The 20169-nt window shown below is 51.8% G+C and carries 20 protein-coding genes; 17 read left to right on the top strand and 3 right to left on the bottom strand.

Annotated elements, in window-relative coordinates; genetic code table 11:
* The first annotated feature begins 10 nt into the window (after positions 1-10).
* Together prmC and HMPREF2958_RS10130 are read left to right on the top strand one after the other, a co-directional pair.
* The gene (gene prmC, locus HMPREF2958_RS10135) at positions 11-952 is read left to right on the top strand and encodes a peptide chain release factor N(5)-glutamine methyltransferase (protein ID WP_070697890.1); all 942 of its coding nucleotides are present in this window, start codon (positions 11-13) and stop codon (positions 950-952) included.
* A 92-nt stretch (positions 953-1044) separates the two neighbouring features.
* Positions 1045-2094, top strand: a complete 1050-nt coding sequence (locus HMPREF2958_RS10130; RefSeq protein ID WP_070697889.1) for an L-threonylcarbamoyladenylate synthase — start codon at positions 1045-1047, stop codon at positions 2092-2094.
* 123 nt (positions 2095-2217) lie between these two features.
* On the opposite strand, the gene HMPREF2958_RS10125 is transcribed toward HMPREF2958_RS10130, so the two are convergent.
* On the bottom strand, positions 2218-3228 hold the full coding sequence (locus HMPREF2958_RS10125) for an NAD-dependent epimerase/dehydratase family protein (RefSeq protein ID WP_013398879.1): 1011 nt from the start codon (positions 3226-3228) through the stop codon (positions 2218-2220).
* Between the two features lie 307 nt (positions 3229-3535).
* On the opposite strand from HMPREF2958_RS10125, the gene HMPREF2958_RS10120 reads away from it, so the two are divergent.
* The 13 genes from HMPREF2958_RS10120 (at position 3536) to HMPREF2958_RS10060 (ending at position 16631) form a co-directional block, all read left to right on the top strand.
* The gene (locus tag HMPREF2958_RS10120; RefSeq protein ID WP_246828129.1) at positions 3536-5455 is read left to right on the top strand and encodes a glycosyltransferase; all 1920 of its coding nucleotides are present in this window, start codon (positions 3536-3538) and stop codon (positions 5453-5455) included.
* On the top strand, positions 5456-7366 hold the full coding sequence (locus HMPREF2958_RS10115; RefSeq protein WP_070697888.1) for a polysaccharide biosynthesis protein: 1911 nt from the start codon (positions 5456-5458) through the stop codon (positions 7364-7366).
* 151 nt (positions 7367-7517) lie between these two features.
* On the top strand, positions 7518-8624 hold the full coding sequence (locus HMPREF2958_RS10110) for an MraY family glycosyltransferase (RefSeq protein ID WP_070697887.1): 1107 nt from the start codon (positions 7518-7520) through the stop codon (positions 8622-8624).
* A 134-nt stretch (positions 8625-8758) separates the two neighbouring features.
* Complete coding sequence (locus tag HMPREF2958_RS10105; RefSeq protein WP_239664734.1) at positions 8759-9112, top strand: hypothetical protein; 354 nt, start codon at positions 8759-8761, stop codon at positions 9110-9112.
* Positions 9113-9151: 39 nt separating this feature from the next.
* Positions 9152-9406 (top strand): DUF2339 domain-containing protein, encoded by a 255-nt coding sequence (locus HMPREF2958_RS10100; protein ID WP_048751857.1) that lies wholly within the window; start codon positions 9152-9154, stop codon positions 9404-9406.
* A 99-nt stretch (positions 9407-9505) separates the two neighbouring features.
* Entirely contained in the window at positions 9506-10303 is a 798-nt protein-coding gene (gene atpB / locus HMPREF2958_RS10095) for a F0F1 ATP synthase subunit A (protein ID WP_004004435.1), read from the top strand.
* A gap of 129 nt (positions 10304-10432) precedes the next feature.
* Entirely contained in the window at positions 10433-10624 is a 192-nt protein-coding gene (atpE, locus tag HMPREF2958_RS10090; protein ID WP_004004436.1) for an ATP synthase F0 subunit C, read from the top strand.
* Between the two features lie 50 nt (positions 10625-10674).
* On the top strand, positions 10675-11232 hold the full coding sequence (locus HMPREF2958_RS10085; RefSeq protein WP_013398885.1) for a F0F1 ATP synthase subunit B: 558 nt from the start codon (positions 10675-10677) through the stop codon (positions 11230-11232).
* Entirely contained in the window at positions 11232-12047 is an 816-nt protein-coding gene (locus tag HMPREF2958_RS10080; RefSeq protein ID WP_013398886.1) for a F0F1 ATP synthase subunit delta, read from the top strand. Before HMPREF2958_RS10085 ends, HMPREF2958_RS10080 begins: the two co-directional genes overlap by 1 nt.
* Positions 12048-12199: 152 nt before the next feature.
* Positions 12200-13825: a F0F1 ATP synthase subunit alpha gene (gene atpA / locus HMPREF2958_RS10075; protein WP_037230835.1), complete on the top strand. Its 1626-nt coding sequence runs from the start codon at positions 12200-12202 to the stop codon at positions 13823-13825.
* A 79-nt stretch (positions 13826-13904) separates the two neighbouring features.
* The gene (locus HMPREF2958_RS10070) at positions 13905-14849 is read left to right on the top strand and encodes a F0F1 ATP synthase subunit gamma (RefSeq protein WP_070697885.1); all 945 of its coding nucleotides are present in this window, start codon (positions 13905-13907) and stop codon (positions 14847-14849) included.
* 55 nt (positions 14850-14904) lie between these two features.
* Positions 14905-16347 (top strand): F0F1 ATP synthase subunit beta, encoded by a 1443-nt coding sequence (gene atpD / locus HMPREF2958_RS10065; RefSeq protein ID WP_013398888.1) that lies wholly within the window; start codon positions 14905-14907, stop codon positions 16345-16347.
* A gap of 2 nt (positions 16348-16349) precedes the next feature.
* The gene (locus HMPREF2958_RS10060; RefSeq protein ID WP_004004442.1) at positions 16350-16631 is read left to right on the top strand and encodes a hypothetical protein; all 282 of its coding nucleotides are present in this window, start codon (positions 16350-16352) and stop codon (positions 16629-16631) included.
* A gap of 113 nt (positions 16632-16744) precedes the next feature.
* Here the strand turns inward: HMPREF2958_RS10060 and nucS are convergent, their stop codons facing one another.
* Entirely contained in the window at positions 16745-17458 is a 714-nt protein-coding gene (gene nucS / locus HMPREF2958_RS10055; RefSeq protein ID WP_070524436.1) for an endonuclease NucS, read from the bottom strand.
* A gap of 124 nt (positions 17459-17582) precedes the next feature.
* On the opposite strand from nucS, the gene HMPREF2958_RS10050 reads away from it, so the two are divergent.
* Both HMPREF2958_RS10050 and HMPREF2958_RS10045 read left to right on the top strand, forming a co-directional pair.
* The gene (locus HMPREF2958_RS10050; protein ID WP_070523535.1) at positions 17583-17909 is read left to right on the top strand and encodes an ATP/GTP-binding protein; all 327 of its coding nucleotides are present in this window, start codon (positions 17583-17585) and stop codon (positions 17907-17909) included.
* A 66-nt stretch (positions 17910-17975) separates the two neighbouring features.
* Complete coding sequence (locus tag HMPREF2958_RS10045; RefSeq protein WP_070697884.1) at positions 17976-18794, top strand: alpha/beta hydrolase; 819 nt, start codon at positions 17976-17978, stop codon at positions 18792-18794.
* 82 nt (positions 18795-18876) lie between these two features.
* On the opposite strand, the gene HMPREF2958_RS10040 is transcribed toward HMPREF2958_RS10045, so the two are convergent.
* Positions 18877-20112 (bottom strand): AI-2E family transporter, encoded by a 1236-nt coding sequence (locus HMPREF2958_RS10040; protein WP_070523541.1) that lies wholly within the window; start codon positions 20110-20112, stop codon positions 18877-18879.
* Positions 20113-20169 lie beyond the last annotated feature (57 nt).

Raw genomic sequence — 20169 nt, 5'->3', positions numbered from 1 at the left:
CGACGCAGAAGTGACAGGATTACGGGTCACCCCAACAGCACACCGCGGCGAAGGGCTTGATGAAGCCTTGCGCCGCGGTGCTGACGTACTGCGTCGCGCTGGGATAGAACAATATCGGGCAGACGCCGAACTTCTTGCCGCATATCTGTTAGGTACTGGCTCTCAAGGCATTCAGCGCGGTAGCTATGGGGAATCCTCAGTAACTCGTGCGGACGTGCAGCGGTTCGCCCTGATGGGGCGTAGGATTACCCCACAAGATTCAGTACGCTATACGGAACTGCTAGAGTGCAGAGCTCAGCGCGTTCCGTTGCAGCATATTACGGGGGTCGCACCTTTTTATCACCTGGAGATAAAGGTAGGTCCGGGTGTTTTTATTCCCCGTCCTGAAACTGAGCTTCTAGTGGAGGAAGCTCTGCGGGTCTTGGCGTCATACGAGTCTAACGCTCGCCCTCGCGTCGTGGATTTATGCACGGGATCCGGGGCAATCGCCGCAGCGATTAAAGAAGAGAATCCTCAAGCAGAAGTTTTTGCGGTTGAACTTTCCGAGCAGGCTCTCCTCTGGGCACGCAAGAATCTTGATCCTCAGAACGTACACCTTATTCCGGGCGATATTCGTACCTCGCTTGAAGATCTGCCCGGATACTTTGACTTGGTGCTTTCAAACCCTCCATATATTCCTCCCCACCGCAAACCCCAGGCTCCTGAAGTCGCCGAGTATGACCCGCAAATGGCGCTTTATGGCGGGGGAGAAGACGGCATGGAAATTCCTCGGGAGGTAATCGCTCGGGCTCACTATCTTTTGCGTCCCGGCGGTTTCTTTATGATGGAGCACGATGATTCACAAGAGACCCGAGTGGCTGAGACATTGGCGGCACAGGGGTTTGTGAGCATATACTCAATCCGAGATTTGAACGGCAAACCCAGACATACCGCAGGATATAAACCCCGGTAGAGAGCGGTATATTCGGGTGTGGCTACTCGCTTATTGCGTAACCTTGTCACGCCATCCACCGCCTCGTACCAAAACATGAGAGAATAAGGCACGTGAACGCAAAGCTGTACCCAGTAACGACTGATACCGAGACCACGGAGGCCGTCGAAGCCGCTCGTGAGGCATTGAATGCCCACGAAACTATCGTGATTCCTACCGATACCGTCTACGGCATCGCCTGTGATGCTTTCTCGCATCAGGGCGTTTCGAAGCTTCTGGCTGATAAAGGCCGTTCCCGTACCATGCCTCCGCCTGTGCTGATATTCGACCTTGCAGCTCTTGCGGGCGTTGCTGACGAAATCCCAAACGATGTTTATGATTTGGGCAATAAGTTTTGGCCCGGAGCACTAACGATTATTCTGTATTCCTATCCATCGCTGACGTGGGATTTGGGCGAAACCCAAGGGACGGTTGCTGTACGTGTTCCTGACGATAAGTTTGCGCTCAAGCTCCTGACTGAGCACGGTCCATTGGCGGTGTCTTCGGCTAACAAGACAGGACAGCCTGCGGCAGCTAATGCCGAAGAAGCGCTTAATCAGCTGGGTGAGGACGTCACGCTTGTTGTGGACGATGGTCCTCGTCCTGCACCACAGGAAGACGGAAGCGTTGGCGAAAGCAAACCGTCCACAATCCTGGACTGTACTTCGACCCCTTATGTTGTGGTTCGTGAAGGTGCTATTACCGTTGAAGAGCTTCGTGAGGTTGTGCCTTCAATTGTGACCCGTAGCGAGCTCAATGCTCGTAACGAGGAGAAGGATAAGCAAGAAACCTCTACTCAAGAAGATACTGAGCAGAAACCTACCGGTCAGGAAGACCTTGATGAAGCATATGACCAGTGGGACGCAGAGCATTCCGGCAGCGGCAAAGAACCGGAACGGGCAGCATCCCCGGTAGCCGGTTCCATCGCAGACATGCTGTTGGGAGCCGTTAATACCGCAACCTCGCTTGCTGCCGATAAAAAGCCTGAGTTTGATCAAAAACGTTCGCGCGGATACCGCAACAACACACCTCAGCCGGTCAAGACAGCGCAGGCTCCAGTTAAGCCGGTATCGACGGATGCTGCTCGCGCCCTTGTGCACGGCGAGGCGAAATCAGAATCTTAGAGGGCAGATAATTCTCACAAGAAAATACTGTTATTCAAAAATGGGTGAGGGAATCGAGATACTAATTCTCGAATCCCTCACCGTCGTTGCTTATGCTGTGTAGAAAAGTGTAAGGGCCTGTAGCTAGGCGTTCTTAAATCGCTTATCTTTCTTTTTACCGAGTGCAGTATGGGCATTGCGCAGCACTTCACGCACTCGCGGCTCGGGTAGAAGACCATTTTCACGAGCCCAGGAATCGTCGAGCTCCTGTCCAAACCACATGAGCTCGACTTTGCGAACGGAACCTTGGAACCTATCGTTCATCATTTCGGAGACCGTATACCCGGTCTTAACCGCCAGATTGCACAGCCATTCAGGCAGGTGCACGGGCTTGCGGCGACCAGCATCCGCCATGGTAGAGGCTACCGTCTCGCCTTCCCACGGCTGCAGCACAATAGAGGGCAGTTCACCCTTAAAGGAGCCGACTTTAACCACAAATTCAGCCAGCGCATATGAGCTCGATACGGGGGATTTGCGGGTTCCTGCACCTGCTACAGAAGCTAACGGGGAAGAGGCTATTTTGGCGAAGACCTCGGTAGTGCGGCGCCCGCGCCCCTGCACGCTGGTGGCACGCAGGATGCACAGCTCAACAGGTTCAGAGGTTTCGCCATGCGAGGCCTCGTGGAACGTATCTTGCAAGTCTAAAAGAGCTTCTTCACCCAAGGCTTTTGAAAAGGAGTATGCGCTAAAGGGAGCTGTGTATTCGCTCGCATCAAGAACAGATTTTGCGCCCTGAACTGCTGCCGAACTGAGGTGAATAACTCGGCGTACTCCGGTACGGTGTGCTGCTATAGCGATAACCGCCGGTAGCAGAGCATTAGCACCCACTAGCGCAGGTACGTCTTGCATATTGGGGGCAGCAAGACCTGCTGCGTTAACAACAACCTGAGCCCCGGCAAACGCATCCGCTAGGGAGTCGATGATGCCTTCAAGGAGCTGAGCTTCTTCGATAATAGTTCTTGAGTCGAGTGCTCGGGTTGCTAAACGGGGTGCCTCAATGGGATCTACGCTGATTCCTTCGGCATTTAGTCGTGCCACGATGGACGACCCCACGAAGCCACTTGCACCGATAACTTTCCATTTAGACTCGGACACGTCTTTTCACCTTTCTCACCCCAAACTGTTACGGAGTGTGTATTTCAACTTTCGCATATTCGGTGGTGTTTAAGAAACAGAAATAATGTTTTCGAGTAGTACTTCCGGGCAGAAGAGAGCTAAAGCATAGTCGTGGCACAGAAGCACGTGGCGGAACTAACTTTTTGGTCTCTAGTCGAAACTGAAGCTGGAACGTAATGTTTAGCTATAGAGCTTTCGACGGGTAGAATAGCTATCTTGGGATGTCTCATATATCCGTGTGTTTATAGGTCCGCCTGAAAAGTGCGTGCTGGGGGAGGAAGCGTCGATGCCTGATGAGAGCGAAAACTCGGTGAGTGCGCCTGTCTGCGGTGTGGCACAGCTCGGTAGGCCGCGTGTTGTAGCGGTTGTTGTGACCTATAATCGTCAAGATTTATTACCCATTACCCTTGCAGGTATCGCCGCAGGGCAGGTTGTGCCGGATGCCGTTGTCGTGGTTGATAACGCCTCTACCGACGGCACGGCCGAGTATCTAAAAAATCTAAGCTATTCGCTTCCGCTCGATATCATCACATTGTCTCAGAATATGGGAGGTGCGGGTGGATTCGCCGTTGGAATCGATCGAGCGTTAGCGCGCCACAATCCAGATCTTGTGTGGGTTATGGATGATGACACTGAACCAACCGAAAACACCCTGCATGAGTCTGTTCAAGCATGGGAATCATATTCTCCGGACCGCAGCCGTCGTCCCGCCTTGATAGCTTCACGGGTTGTGTGGACCAATGGGGAAGACCATCCCATGAATACGATGCGCACTATGTTCGGTGCTGGCTCCGGGCGGCATCGTCGTGCACAAGCGGTGGGGGGTCGGCCTATACGCAGCGCCTCCTTTGTATCTTTGGTGGTGGACGCCCAAGTTATTCGTCAGAATGGCGGCCTACCGATTGCGGATTTTTTTATCTGGAACGATGATTTTGAATTTTCGACCCGTCTTGCGCATCACCGAGATGCCATTGCTGTACCCGCCTCGGTGGCTCGTCACCACACGAAAACTTTTGGGACGACGAATGCGAAGCCGGGCCCACGATTTTATAACGATGTTCGCAATAAATTGTGGGTTTTCACGCGAGCCCGTACTCTGAGCCCGCTTGAGAAGTTGTTATATGGCGCGTCGGTAGCAAGACTTTGGGCTTCGACGGTTCTGCGTACGGACGAAAAATCTATCTATTTGGGGTATTTCCTGAGGGGTATCAAGGATGCGCTGCATGCCCCTCGCCTTAATCGTGATGTGCTTCGCGGAGTGTACGACCTTGAATTTCCGGGGCATTATGGCGCTCAAAAAAATTGTGGTTCCTTCGGCGCACCACATTCTCAGGCAGAGTTTTCTGTTCTGATGAGTGTTTACGCTCGGGAATCTGCTGATCATGTGGAGGCGGCTATTGCCTCGAACGCTCAGCATCAGACCCTTCGGCCTGCTGAACTGGTTTTGGTTCAGGATGGTCCGTTGCCTTCTGAAGTGCGCGCGGTCATTGACCGTTGGGTCGAACGTAGCAGGGCGGGGGAATGCGCTCCTATCGTCACAGTCAAGCTGCCTCAGAACGTGGGTCTTGCCGCTGCACTCAACGAGGGGCTGAATGCTTGTTCTTACGGCATCGTTGCCCGCGCGGACTCTGACGACATTTCGGAGTCAGACCGATTTGCAACCTTAATTCCGGCGCTTATCGAGAGCGATTGTGCAGTGATGGGCTCTGCCATGTACGAAGTTGATGCGCAGAATACCACAGTAGAGGCTACCCGCCAGACGGTAACTGACGTATCTCGGTTGGCTGACATGATGCCTTCGCGCAATCCCCTGTACCACCCAACGGTGGCTTTTTACAAAGACGTTGTTCAGCGTTTAGGAGGGTATGAATATGTACCCGGGGCCGAAGACTGGTGGCTGTGGTCGCGGGTTATCTCAGCCGGTTATAAGATTGGTAATGTGCCTGAGCCATTAGTCCGTTATCGTGCGGGTGCAGGTGCCTACACACGGCGGGGCGGACTTAACGCCTGGAAACAGGATTGGGCGATTCAACGTCGACTATATACCGGGCACGCGATCTCAAAGCTCGGGTGGATTAAGAATATGAGCGTTCGAACGGCGTACCGGTTTATTCCGGAGAGTACGCGCCGTAAGGCATTTCGAGCGCTCACCGATATACGGCCTAGTAGGAACGTAGAGAATAGTTTGCAGGGGAAGGACGCATAAGTGGAGAACTATCCCACGACTCAACCGATTGCGGTGGTGGATCGCCAACGCCCCTACACCCCTAAAAGCTGGTGGCTTCTCGTTCAGATTGCACTAGATTCCGTAGCCTGGATTATAGGGCTTGTCATCGCGTTTATGCTGCGTTACAGCCTGCTTTTGAACCAGAACTCTGTCTTTGATGTGATTGATCTTCAAAGCGTGGCGCTCAGTATGGGGTTTGCGATTATTCTGCAGATTCTTGTGGGCTACGGTATGAAGGTGTACCGCGGCCTGTATTCTTACGGTTCTTTCGAGGAAGTCTGGCGTGCGGGCGCAACCGTAGGTATCGTCTCGGTGGCGCTTTTCCTCTTCAGCTACGTAGATGAAGCTCTCGGACTAGTACATGTGCCTCATGGTGTGCCGCCTATCTCGGTGGGTATTACATTGCTGTTCATGGCGGCGATGCGCATGGTTAAGCGCATTTATGTTGAGCATAAGACTTTGCGTAATCTTGATGGTGAGCCTGTTATCGTCTATGGCGCCGGGTTTACGGGTCGCACAGTTATCGAAGCTCTTATGCATGATGACTCTGCATATATGCGGCCTGTTGCGGTGGTGGATGATAACCCTCAGCTACGTGGTATTAATATTCACAATGTGCCGGTTTATAACACCGGTAAAGAGCTGGATGCGGTCATCAGGCGCTATGCCCCTAAAAAAATGATTGTCGCTATCACCAACATGCCGCATGATCGTTTCGACCGGGTCTGGGCACGCATGCAAAAACACGGAGTCGAAGTAACTCGTGTAGCGAGCGCCAGCGAAAAGCTCTTCGGCAACAACGTGGTAGAAACCGACGATAACGAGCTCATGAAGCTTATTCGCGGTGAAATCAACTACGATGTCGATACTGAAGTTTTGCGCAGCTACCTTCAGGGTAAGCGGGTCTTGGTGACCGGTGCAGGAGGATCTATTGGTTCTGAGCTATGCCGTCAGATCCACGAATACGACCCTGAGCTGCTCATGATGCTCGATCGTGACGAAACCCTGCTGATGGAAACAAAGCTCTCGATCACTGGCGAGTCCAGCCTGGATGATGAGCGTATTATTCTCGCGGATATTCGTGAGGGGGAAAACCTGCGTAATATCTTCCTTGAACGAAAACCACAAGTGGTTTTCCACGCCGCAGCTTTGAAGCATGTTTCTGCACTGGAGGCATACCCTGAGGAAGCATGGAAAACAAATTCGCTGGGCACCCTTAACGTTCTATATGCTGCGCAAGCGGCGGATGTTGAAACGTTTGTGAATGTTTCAACAGATAAAGCTGCAGATCCTAAGACCGCCTTGGGGCAGTCAAAACGAACCGCTGAATGCTTAACCTCGTGGTTTGGACAGCAGACGGGGAAGGCTTATGTATCGGTTCGATTCGGTAACGTTTTTGGCTCGCGCGGCTCTATCAAACCTCTGTTTACGCAGCAGATTCTCAACGGCGGTCCCATTACACTTACTGATGAGAACGCTACCCGATACTTTATGCTCATCACGGATGCTTGCCTGCTGGTGATGCTGGCAGGGGCTATTGGTCATCCAGGTGAAGTTATGGTGCTTGATATGGGTGAGCCTGTATTTATCTACGATGTTGCACATGAGATGCGTAAAGCCTATGAGCGTTACGATGTTGATATTGTAGTGACCGGTCTGCGTCCTGGCGAAAAATTGGATGAAACCCTCTTTGGTGCTAATGAGCAACACACTCGAAGCACTCAAAACAAGTTTATTTCTCACTCGACGGCACCAGCTCTCAATCCTGAGGATTTGGATTATGAGCAGTGGATTCAGAATTATGAAGCGCATCGTTCTTATGAGCGTCATGGATTTACCCGCGTAGTAGATCCGCGTCAGGGTCGTCTTCTGGAAGAACACAGGAATTAGCCGTTTTTGAATATTGAACGATGAAATTTTGCCCCGTTAACGTCTACATAGGCGTGTACTACGTGATGAATTCGTCTTGTAGAACCAGCAGCGGGGAAGTAGAATCCCAAATTACACCCTGTTACGAGGTTTTACCGTCTAGAGGAGAGACATGAACCAGGCATCTCTGGTGCTTATACTAGCGTTTGTGTTAGGAGCGCTTCTGCCTTTTGCGGTACGCCCCCTGTTGCACGCGCTAAATATGGTTGATATACCCAATGAGCGTTCCTCGCATACGATTCCGACGTACCGGGGCATGGGGCTGGCAACCGCTAACGCTACCTGTTTGAGCTTCGCGGTCGCTACCCTCATGGGGGGGACTGTAAATCTCCCCATCTCGTTAACTTTTTTGGCAGGCGGCGGTCTTGCTTTGCTTTTGGGATGGACCGAAGATGTCTATGGGGTCAGCGTTGCCAAGCGTGCCGGGATGCAGCTTGTTATAGGACTCGGTATTGCACTTTCTCTCGCTATTATTCAAGAGGCATCATTGCTGTGGGTTCCTGTAGCAGGGATCTTTATTGCGGGGTATATAAACGTTACAAACTTTATGGACGGCATCAACGGTATCTCCGGATGCCATGGGCTGGTGGCTGGGCTTGCCTACGCCTATATGGGTGGCGTAAGTAGTTTGCCGTGGATGACGATAGGCGGTCTGGCAATTGCAGGTGCCTATACGGCTTTCCTACCTTGGAATTTACGCACGGGTCACAATGTTTTCTTAGGTGATGCTGGGTCTTATTTCCTGGGTGCCTCTCTTGGAACAATTGCTGTTGGTGCTTTCTATGCTGGAATTCCGTTCCTTGCGTCGATAGCCCCGCTTCTGGTTTATCTTGCAGATTCTGCGATGACTCTTATACGTCGTATGGCTGCTGGGGAGCAGTGGTACAAACCGCATCGAACCCATGTGTATCAGCGTCTGACTGACGTCGGATTGGGACATATCAGCGCAACAATTATGGTGAGTTCTGCGACTGCGATTGTATGGGCTTTTGTACTCTTTGCCTCAGATCTTTTCCTAACAGGTGCCTTTTTCGCTGGTGTTGGCGTTCTTGCCCTTGCTGTAGCTGTCATTGTTTTATACCTGCGGCTTCCCGAACTACTGGATACGCGTCTGCAGCCTGCCGAGCAGGGGCACGCTAATTCCAAGCAGAATATTGCAGATCTGAACACAGAGACGCATCCTGTGAGCGAGCGGAAGTCTGAGGGCTCACAGGAGTGAAACAACGGCGGCTAAATTCGATTCGGAGGGCTCTGCGGAACCCAAAATTTATCTATGGTATACGTAAGAAAGACAATAAGCAAAATAGGGTGCAAGGCTTTTCCTGGGGGCTTTTAGCCTATCGCGAGACCGTAGTGTCTGCACTGGTTTTAGTTCTTTGTTTACCGATTCTGGGAATCATATTGGGCATTCGCGGGTCGGCGGGATTTATGGTTGGGTTTCTGGTAGTCTATATATGTTTCACCATGGGCGTAGCAACTGCTTTGGGGGCACACCGTATAAAGATTGGGATTCCTCAGGCTTTGCTTGTAAGTTATGTGGTGAAGGTGTTACTCATGGCGATGGTGCTTTTACTAGTACCTATGCCAGAGGCACTTAAACACGGTTGGACGCTTGGTGGTGCCGTCATAGGAGCGGTACTGTGGTTAAGTGTCGAGGCTGTAACCATTATGAATTCAAGGATTTTGTACTTCGATCCTGAGTCTTAGCACACACAAAGGCTTACTCAGAAGTAGATAGGGAAATTTTTGACCGATTCTGAGAAGAAATGGTGGGACGGAGATAAGAAACTCCGTACCACAGGAGAACTGGTATCCGGCGGTGGACTATCCGGCGGCGTGATGTCTGTTTTGTATCTTATTATCGGCATGGCTTTTTGGGGATTGGTCGGCTTTGGAGCTGACTGGCTCCTCAATACCCGGTGGTTTGTATGGGTTGGTGTTCTGATAGGTGCTTGCGGAGGCATCTACCTGGTATATCTGCATACGAGTCGCTCTAAATAAATAGCCTAAAAATTTTAGGTTTTGCACACATTCCATCCAGTTAGTTGAGCATAGTTTTGCACCAGCAAGTAGCCAGCTAACGGCAAGAAAGGACTTGCTTTGAACGAGAACGGGTCTGTACTCGCAGAAGGCTATACGCCGCCGACACCGGCCGATATGCATCTGCCTGACTTCTTCCAGGTTGATTCTCTTGGGTTCGGCTTTGGTAAACAGATGCTGCTCGTCATCCTGTCTGTCGTAGTCGTTTCCCTATTCTTTATGATGGCTGCACGCAAGCGTGCAATGGTTCCGGGTAAAGCCCAGTTCATTGCAGAATCAGGCTATCTCTTCACCCGTAATTCACTTGGCAAAGACCTGATTGGTGCACAGCATTTCAAGCCTTTCGTGCCCCTGCTCTTTACTTCTTTCTTCTTTATTCTGATTAATAACCTTTACGGTTCAATTCCCCTTATTCAACTTCCTTCTTTTTCTCACCCAGGCAGTGCCTATGCATTGGCTATCGTCGGCTACCTTACCTGGGTCGGTGTAGGTATCAAGCGCAAGGGACTGGTTGGATTTTTTAAAGATCTGACGATGCCCTCCGGAGTTCCGGGGTGGGTGTACGTTATTTTGGTACCGATTGAGTTCCTCTCGAACCTTATTATTCGTCCCGTGACTCACGCGCTTCGTCTTTTCGCTACGATGTTCGGCGGTCACATGGCAATGATGGTGGCAGCATCCCTAACTCAGTTCCTAGTGATGAGCGTCGGCGGGGCTGCAGCTTTGGGCGGTATCGCCTCTGGGGCGTTGGGTCTATTCCTCTACTTCCTGGAACTGATGATTCAGGTAATCCAGGCTTATGTCTTCACACTGCTCCTCGCGGTATACCTGCAAGGGTCAGTTTCCGAAGGACATTAAAAATAATAGGTTTTCGTAACTGGCTATCCAGTTGCGAAGAAAGCAACCCGTTTTACGGGTCGAATACACATAAGTAGCTCTGTAACTTCGGTATTTTCACTGAAGCACACACTGTTGAAAGGAATCAACATGAACGTTATTGGTTACGGCCTCGCAGCTATTGGTGGCGGCATCGGCGTGGGTCTAATCTTCGCTGCCTACATGACGAGCGTTGCACGTCAGCCCGAGTCCCAGCGTACCCTGCAGCCAATGCTGTTCATGGGTTTTGCGGTGGTTGAGGCTCTGGCGATTCTGGGCCTCGTTCTGGCTTTCATCATCTAAGCTCAGATATAGCTGTTAACGAACCAACCTAAAGAACAGGAAATCCCTCAATGACTTATCTGGCAGAAGGAGGGGGCGCAGAGCACAGCTCTAACCCTCTAATTCCCAATCTCTGGGAATTGGGCATCACCGTTGTTGGGTTCGTGATTCTCTATTTCATCGTTCATAAATACGTTGTCCCGGCGTTCGAGAAGATCTACCAGGACCGTAAAGAAGCAATCGAGGGTGGTCTTGCCAAAGCTGAGAAAGCTCAGGCGGAGGCCGCAGCGGCTCGCGAAGAGTACAACCAGCAGCTTGAAAACGCTCGTTTGGAAGCTCAGAAAATTCGCGAGGAAGCGCGTACCGAAGGCGAATCAATTATCGCAGCGGCTCGTGAGCGCGCAACCGTTGAGGCTCAGCGTATTACTGATAATGCGCAGAAGACTATCGAGGCTGAGCGCCTAGCTGCTTCAGTATCTCTTCGTCATGAAGTTGGTACTTTGGCGACTACTCTTGCAGGAAAGATTGTGGGCGAAGCCCTTGACGATGATGAGCGATCGGCCCGCGTGGTAGATCGTTTTCTTGCTGACCTTGAAACCGAGCAACAGAATGCAGGTGCAACTCGGTAATGGCAGGAGTATCTACTGAATCACTGAGCAAGGTGGAAGCGGTTCTTGAAGCCAACGCTTCGTTGAACCCACTCAACCTAGCTAGCGAGCTTTTCGCCGTGGTCGATGTACTTGACCACGATGGCGGTTTACGCCGTGGTTTGACCGACTCTTCGCGTGAAGGGAAGGATCGAGAAAATATTGCGCAGGCTATTTTTAGCGGCAAAATTTCTTCTCAAGCACTCAAGGTGCTGACTACGGCGGTAGCACTGCGTTGGTCTCAAGAGCGTGATCTTGCAGACGCGCTTGAGAAGGCTGCGGTACTCGCATCCATCGCATCCGCTCAGTCTCGTGGTGGTGCTGATGCCCTTGAAGAGGTTACCAACGAGTTGCTGACGTTTGTGCGCAACGTTGATGGTACCCCCGAAGCGCAAGCGGCGCTGTCCGACAACTTGGCAAGCAAAGAAGCAAAGAAGAAGCTCGCTGTAGCATTAGGCGGTCCAGCCGTCACTGCGGAAGGCGTACTTCTCTTGGAACGAATTGGTAGCGAATCCCGTGGTCACCATGCCGCTCGCCTCGCTGATGAATTCGTGGAAATCATCGTCACGCGACAGAACCGTTACATCGCAAAGGTAACTTCTGCAGTAGCGCTGTCGCAGGCACAGCTTGAACGCCTGAGCCGGACCTTGAACAAGATCTATAATCGTCAGCTTAAACTCGACGTATCTATAGATACAGCTGTTCTAGGCGGTATGCGCGTACAGATTGGAGATGAGGTTATCGACGGAACCGTTGGTACCCGTCTTGATGATCTTGAACGTGATCTTCAAGCATAGAGATTAGCTGAACATTTCTGCGATACGTCGCAACGGTGATTTAGAAGATACCTTGGGAAGCAGACAAATTTTTAGAATATTGTTCCTTCCCACGAAGCAAGTTTCGGTTGTTCCGAGAGGTGCAACCACAATTAGGAGAGCAGGGACATAAGATGGCCGATTTGACCATCAACGCCGATGATGTCCGTAACGCGCTGAACGAATTTGCAGCGTCTTACGAACCCGGCAACGTGGAACGTGTTGAAGTGGGGCGCGTTGTAGCAGCCTCCGATGGTATTGCGCGCGTCGAGGGTCTGCCCTCGGTGATGGCGAACGAACTACTTCGTTTTGAGGATGGCACCCTTGGCCTCGCGCAAAACCTTGATACCCGCGATATTGGCGTCATTATTCTGGGCGACTTTACCGGTATCGAAGAAGGACAGCCAGTTCACCGTACCGGTGAGGTGCTTTCGGTCCCGGTGGGCGATGCTTACCTCGGTCGTGTAGTCGATCCGTTAGGTAACCCTATTGATGACCTGGGTCCTATTAAGGATGAAGGGCGTCGTGCTCTTGAGCTGCAGGCACCTGGTGTAACGCAGCGTAAGTCTGTGCATGAGCCCCTACAGACCGGTCTGAAAGCTATTGACGCTATGATCCCGATCGGTCGAGGGCAGCGTCAGCTTATTATTGGTGACCGTCAGACCGGTAAAACTGCGATTGCAGTCGATACGATTCTGAACCAGAAGGCTAACTGGGAAACTGGTGACCCCAGTAAGCAGGTTCGTTGTGTTTACGTGGCAGTTGGACAGAAGGCCTCCACTATTGCTGCTGTTCGACACACCCTTGAAACTAGGGGAGCGTTGGAATACACCACGATCGTTGCTGCCCCCGCATCTGACGCAGCAGGCTTTAAATACTTGGCTCCCTACACCGGTTCTGCCATTGGTCAGCACTGGATGTATGGCGGAAAGCACGTCCTGATTATCTTTGATGATCTTTCAAAACAGGCAGAAGCATACCGCGCCGTGTCGCTATTGCTTCGTCGTCCGCCGGGACGTGAAGCATACCCCGGTGACGTCTTCTACCTGCACTCTCGTCTATTGGAGCGTTGCGCTAAGCTCTCTGATGAGTTGGGCGCAGGGTCGATGACCGGTTTCCCCATTATCGAAACCAAGGCAAACGACGTTTCTGCCTTCATCCCGACCAACGTCATTTCTATCACTGACGGCCAGATCTTCCTACAGTCCGATCTGTTCAACGCTAACCAGCGCCCCGCCGTTGATGTTGGTATTTCCGTCTCTCGTGTGGGTGGTGCAGCGCAGACCAAGGCTATGAAGAAGGTCTCCGGTACCTTGAAACTGGACCTTGCTCAGTACCGTGCTATGGAAGCGTTCGCAATGTTCGCTTCCGATCTCGACGATGCTTCCAAGGCACAGCTGACTCGCGGTGCCCGCCTTACCGAGCTGCTTCGCCAGCCGCAGTACACCCCGTATGCGGTAGAAGAGCAGGTTGTCTCCATCTGGGCAGGTACCAACGGTTACCTTGATGATCTTGAGGTTTCTGACGTTCTTCGCTTCGAGGCAGAGTTCATTGACTATCTGCGTCACCGGACCTCGGTGTTGAGTGATATTGCCGCATCCGGCAAGCTTGAGGATGAAACCCTAGATGCCTTGAAAGCTGCCGTTGCAGATTTCAAGAAGGGATTCCGCTCGGAGGGCACCAGCCACCTTGTTGATGCAGGTCATGAGGAGCATAAAGCGGCTCAGGATCGTGACATCACTCAGGAAACCATCGGTTAGCGATTAGTCCTAGGTGTTAGCCCCGCTCTGAACTTTCAGAGTTATGGGCGGGGCAGATGTCCAGGAGAAAGGAAGCTCTATGGGAGCCCAGATTAGGGTTTACCGACAGAAAATTGCTTCGACATCGTCTATGCAGAAGATCTTCAAGGCGATGGAGATGATCGCGACCTCCCGTATTAACAAGGCGCGTCGAAGCGCTCAAACCACGGGTCCTTACGCAAACGCATTGACCCGCGTTGTGACTGCTTTGGCAACGCAACAGTCCGTGCAGCATCCTCTGATCCATCGTCCCGATACATTCGGCAAGCATGAGCATAAGCGCTCTGCAGTCTTGGTAATGACGAGTGATCGCGGTCTTGCAGGTTCGTATTCGTCGTCTGTGCTGAAGAAAACAGAAGAGCTTATCGAGAGGCTACGCGGCGAGGGGCGCGAAATACAGCTGTACTTGGTGGGGCGTAAAGCGAAGTCTTATTTTGAATTCCGGGAACGTCCCTATGAACGTGCTTGGGAAGGACACACCGATAATCCGCGTATTGATACCGCAGTTGAGATTCGCGATGTGTTCTTGGAGGAGTACGAAAAGGGACATGAAAACGGCGGGGTAGACGATCTGCATATCGTATACACCGAATTCAAGTCCATGGTGACTCAAGAGACCAAGATTCTTCGTTTGCTTCCCATCCACGTGGCAGAAGCAACTAAATTGGGCGAGGAAATCGTACCTGACGAAGAACTGTCTTCGGCCGATTATCAGCAACCCGCATCCTTTGAATTTGAGCCTTCTCCCCAGGAAGTATTGGATGCGCTGCTACCGCGTTATATCGCTTCTCGTATCTTCGCGTGCCTGCTCCAAGCCGCTGCAAGTGAACTTGCGTCGCGTCAGCGTGCGATGAAGACTGCGGGCGATAACGCTGAGACTCTGATCAAGAAGTACACTCGACTGATGAACAATGCTCGTCAGGCTGAGATTACTCAGGAGCTCTCTGAGATTGTGGGCGGCGCAGACGCTCTCGCCTCCTCTTAAGAACACTGCTAACTCGAAGCTATCTACTTTCAACTTTTCAAGGTAAGTGAGAAACATGACTACTACCACCACCCAGGGCGCGACGGGTCGTATTGCCCGCGTGATTGGCCCCGTGGTTGACGTTGAGTTCCCCGCTGGTCAGGTGCCGGATATCTACAATGCGCTGACCACTGAACTCACCCTCGACGGGAAAACCTACACCATCACCTTTGAGACTGCTCAGCATTTGGGTGATTCGATTGTTCGTGCCATCTCTATGCAACAGACTGACGGTCTTGTGCGTGGGCAGGCTGTTCTAGATACTGGTGCTCCTATCGCTGTACCCGTGGGCGATGGCGTGAAGGGGCATCTCTTCAACGTTCTTGGTAACGCACTAGATGTACCGAACTCCGATATCGATGCTGACGCATACTGGCCTATTCACCGCGCCGCTCCCGGCTTCGCAGAGCTAGAGGGATCGACCGAGATGCTAGAGACTGGTATTAAATCTATCGACCTGCTCACCCCTTACATTAAGGGTGGTAAGATCGGTCTGTTCGGTGGTGCTGGCGTTGGTAAGACAGTGCTGATTCAGGAAATGATTACCCGTGTGGCGCGCAACTTCGGTGGTACCTCGGTGTTCACCGGCGTTGGTGAGCGTACCCGTGAAGGTAACGACCTGTGGGTTGAGATGGAAGAAGCAGGGGTTTTGAAAGATACTGCCCTTGTCTTCGGACAGATGGATGAACCCCCGGGAACTCGTTTGCGTGTGGCACTCACCGGCTTGACTATGGCGGAATACTTCCGCGATGTGAAGAACCAGGATGTGCTGCTCTTTATCGATAATATCTTCCGCTTTACTCAGGCAGGTTCTGAAGTTTCGACTTTGCTCGGCCGTATGCCCTCTGCTGTTGGCTACCAGCCTAACCTGGCGGATGAAATGGGTCTGCTTCAGGAACGCATTACCTCGACTCGCGGTCACTCCATTACTTCAATGCAGGCAATCTACGTTCCTGCAGACGATTACACCGACCCTGCACCGGCGACAACCTTCGCACACTTGGACGCGACTACCGAGCTTTCGCGTGAGATTGCATCGCGCGGTCTGTACCCGGCAATTGACCCGTTGACCTCGACCTCTCGTATTCTTGATCCGCAGTACATTGGGCAGGAACATTACGACACGGCTATTCGCGTGAAGGCTATCCTGCAGGAAAACAAGGACCTTCAGGATATTATCGCGATTCTGGGTGTTGATGAGCTTTCTGAGGAGCAGAAGGTCGTTGTTTCACGTGCACGTCGCATTGAGCAGTTCCTTTCACAGAACACCTATACCGCAAAGCAGTTCACCGGCGTTGAAGGATCCACTGTTCCGTTGAAGGACACCATCGAATCATTCCAGATGATCTGCAATGGCGATGTAGACCATATTCCTGAGCAGGCGTTCTACAACATCGGCGGCATGGATGACGTGATGCGTCAGTACGAGGAAATCAAGGCACAGACCGGAGCCAAGTAATTATGGCACTAACAGTTGAAGTTGTTTCTCGCGAAAACGTTGTGTGGACTGGTGAAGCCTCCTATGTACGGGTGCGTACTACGAACGGCGATTTGGGCATTTATCCCGGACTTATTCCCACCTGTGCGCTTCTTGCGGAGGACGGAGAACTTCTGATTCGACCCGTCGATGGTGGCGAACTCACTACGCGTTTGCATGATGGGTTCTTGACCGTTTCAAACGATAAGGTAACGATCGCGGCAAAGCATGCCGAGATCGCTACCCCTACGACGGGTAAGAAGTAAACCGTTGATAAGGTAAAAGCCGGTACAACCTATTGTTGGTTGTACCGGCTTTTACTTTCTCGAATACTTGAGTTTTAGAGTCGCGAAGATCTCTACAGCGCATAAATATTGGCTTAGAAAAGCCGATCTGCAGCGTCGTCGATACCGCGCATCGCATCGTAATCGAGAGAGATGCAGCGAATACCGCGATCTTCGGCAAGAGTCCGTGCCTGGGGCTTGATCTTTTGTGCAGCAAAAACACCCTTCACAGGCGCTAGTCGTGGGTCGCGGTTGAGCAGATCGAGGTACCGGGTAAGCTGTTCCACCCCGTCAATATCGCCCACGCGCTTGAGCTCTACCGCAATGCTGATACCGTTGGAGTCTCTCGCCATAATATCTACAGGACCAATAGCCGTAGGGTATTCACGGCGTACCAAGGAGTAACCCTTACCGAGTGTTTCGATCTGCTCAGCAAGAAGACGCTGCAGGTCGGCCTCTACGCCGTCTTTGATAAGTCCGGGATCGACTCCTAAATCATGGGCGTGCTCATGAATAACTTCGTACACGCGGATAAGGAGGCGGTCATCACTTTTAGCGGCTTGTACCGTCCACAGCTGCTGCACATCCGTATCAAGATCTTCACGGGTGCTTTCTGGAATTTCGTCATAGTCTGCGACAAGGAGAGAGCATGGCGGGCTCATCCAGTTTAGCGGCTTATAGGAACCACCATCGGAATGGATAAGCACAGAACCGTCATTCTTCACCATAAGTAAGCGGGTAGCACGGGGGAGATGGGCACGCAAACGCCCTTCGTAATCAACAGAACAGTCAGCTATAACGATACGCACCCCATCTACTCTACCGAGGAAGAGTATGACATGCCAGCTGTAGAAACCGCTGACTGACGCATCATAGCGGATAAAAGATGGGTAACCGCATTGCGCAGTCAGACTGAACGCTAGAATAGAAAGCATGGCACGCAAGAATCACCCCGGTAAACGTTCCTCGGGCACAACCTCCAACAAATGGACGCGGTCTGCACCCGGTGGACGTGATATATCTCGTATTCTTGACCCGGCGCCGCGCATTGAACGTGACCGTTTTGGTGATTGGCTGGTGCAATACGTTCCCGCCGTAAATGCTCTGAAAACCTATACGTGCCCGGAATGCAACCGTCCAATTCCGCCAAGAACAGCGCATCTTGTTGTATGGCAAGAAAGCCATACACTGGGGCGTTCTCGCGCTATTGATGAGCGCCGCCACTGGCACCAACATTGTTGGCGTACCAGACGCGCTTAGAACTATTACGAAATCGGAATACCTATCGTGGGTGCGAAGACCTGTTAGAACGAAGAAAGTGACACTATGGCGACTGAAGAGTCCTCTGGAAAACTCCGAGAGTTTGATCCCTCACGGTATGTTTTCACCCAATCTGATCAGCCTGTTCTCATTAAATCTCGTACGGTACTTCCTGCGCGCCGAGAGAACTTTGAGGTCACAACCGCTGACGGAAAACGCCTTGTGGGTGAACTGGCACTTCCCGAAGGGGAAATTAAAGCTACTCTCGTGACTTTTCACCCGCTTCCAACGCACGGCGGATATATGGATTCGCATGTGTACAAGAAGGCTTCATTCCGTCTGCCAGCGCTGGCAAATATTGCGGTTCTGCGGTTTAACACCCGCGGTACTTCTTCGATCCGCGGTACAAGCGAGGGAGTGTTCGACGGAGGATTTGCCGAGAAAAAAGATTTTGACGCGATCCTACAATATGCCGTAGAACGCCAGCTGCCGAATATCTGGTTAATCGGGTGGTCTTTCGGTACGGAACTTGTACTCAAGTATGCCCCGGAACATGCATCAGAATTTGTGGGGGCTATTCTGCTTTCTCCGCCGCTGCACCGAGTGCATCCCGCCGAACTGGACGAATGGAATAAAATCTCAAATCCGCTCTATGCCTTTATCCCGGAGTTTGACGATTATCTACGCCCTACCGAAGCGCGCGAGCGTTTTAAATCAATAGCCCGCACTCAGGTCGTGCCTTTTGAGAACTGTAAACACCTTTGGGTGGGCGAAAAGTCAGTAAACAGCGTGATCAACGCCCTTGTCTCAGTGGTGACGGGCCAGCAGACCACACTTCCTACCGAATACAACGGTCCGGTCGCAGAAGAGATTACTGAACCATAATCTGTCTACTCCGTCTATATGAAGGATGCGCCTGCCGCTTTTCTCAACGGCGGGCGCATCCTTATTTCTAAGAAAAGGTTTTTTACCGATGGTCTTGGCGGGGAATAAAGACTTCCTTCACCAGAATCAGTAGCGATGCGGCGACAGGAATCGCGATAAGCGCACCCAAGACGCCCCACAGCGCACCGCCTGCAGCGACAGCGATAATAGCGACACCGCCGGGAACCGAAACAGCCTTTGACATAATACGCGGCGAAATTACGTATGCCTCAATCTGTAGGTAAATGAAATAGGCGATCGCAAATGTGACAGACATTTGCCAGCCCTGCGTCAAAAGAATGAGAGACACCAGAACAAGCGCCGCTACGCCGCCAACCAATGGGATGAAGGCCAAAATCAAGACGAACACAGCCACAAGTTGAGGGAATGAGAACCCCAAGATAATCATGGTGATAAGCGCGAAGGTTGCGTTGAGAACAGCGACAACTCCCTGCCCCATCACATAGTTACCAACGGCACCCGTGATACGTTCGGTAAGTTCCTCAACACGTTCCCGCTTGGAAGCCGGAGCCAAACGCGACCCCCACGCCTTAATAGTGCGCATTGATGAGAGGAAATAGAGCGAGAGGAACAGCACAATAATAGTGCCGGTCAAAATCTGCGCAATTGTGGAACCCGCAGTAATTAGGTTGCTCATGAATCCGCCGACCGCAGAGCTTGATGTAAGAGACTCTAGGAACTTTGGAACGTTGTTATTAACCCAATCGTTAACATGCAGAACGTCATCAATGCGTTTGAAAGTATCAGAATCGATGAAATCCTGATAAATAGCGGGTGCCCGATAGACAAAGCTGCTGGCCTGTGCGCTGATAATAGGCACAATCCACACCACAAGTCCGCTGATGATGGCTGCGAAGGAAAGAACCACAATCACCACACCTGCACTGCGTTTAACGCCGAAACTCTCAAGTTTACGAACAATGGGGTCAAGCCCAAGCGCGATGAAGATAGCGCCAGTGACCCAGCCGACAAGCGCGCCGACATTGGTAAAAGCGTAGTAAGCCAGCAGGGCCAGACCAACACCAACCGTCGTCAGGAAACCGAAAGATACAGGATTATGCAGCGGTGAGCTTTTCTCATAAATATGAAGTTCAGAAGCCTCATCGACTTTTGGAGCGATGCGGGGAGGAAGAGAAGCTTTGCGGCGTTGTGAGCGTGCCTGACTGATGCTATCGGTCAAATCGCTGATGGTACCCGTAATATGTGAAGTCAGGGATTCGCGCTTTGTAGACGATGCGGAACCATCCTGTTCAAACATGTGTTCTTTCTGCTCCGGCTTTTTCCGCGGAACCCGGGGAACTGGGGGAGGAGTCTG

The organism is Rothia sp. HMSC036D11 (assembly GCF_001814205.1).
GTDB lineage: Bacteria > Actinomycetota > Actinomycetes > Actinomycetales > Micrococcaceae > Rothia > Rothia dentocariosa.
The sequence above is the reverse complement of the archived record's forward strand: the minus strand, read 5'-3'. Positions and strand labels throughout refer to the sequence as shown.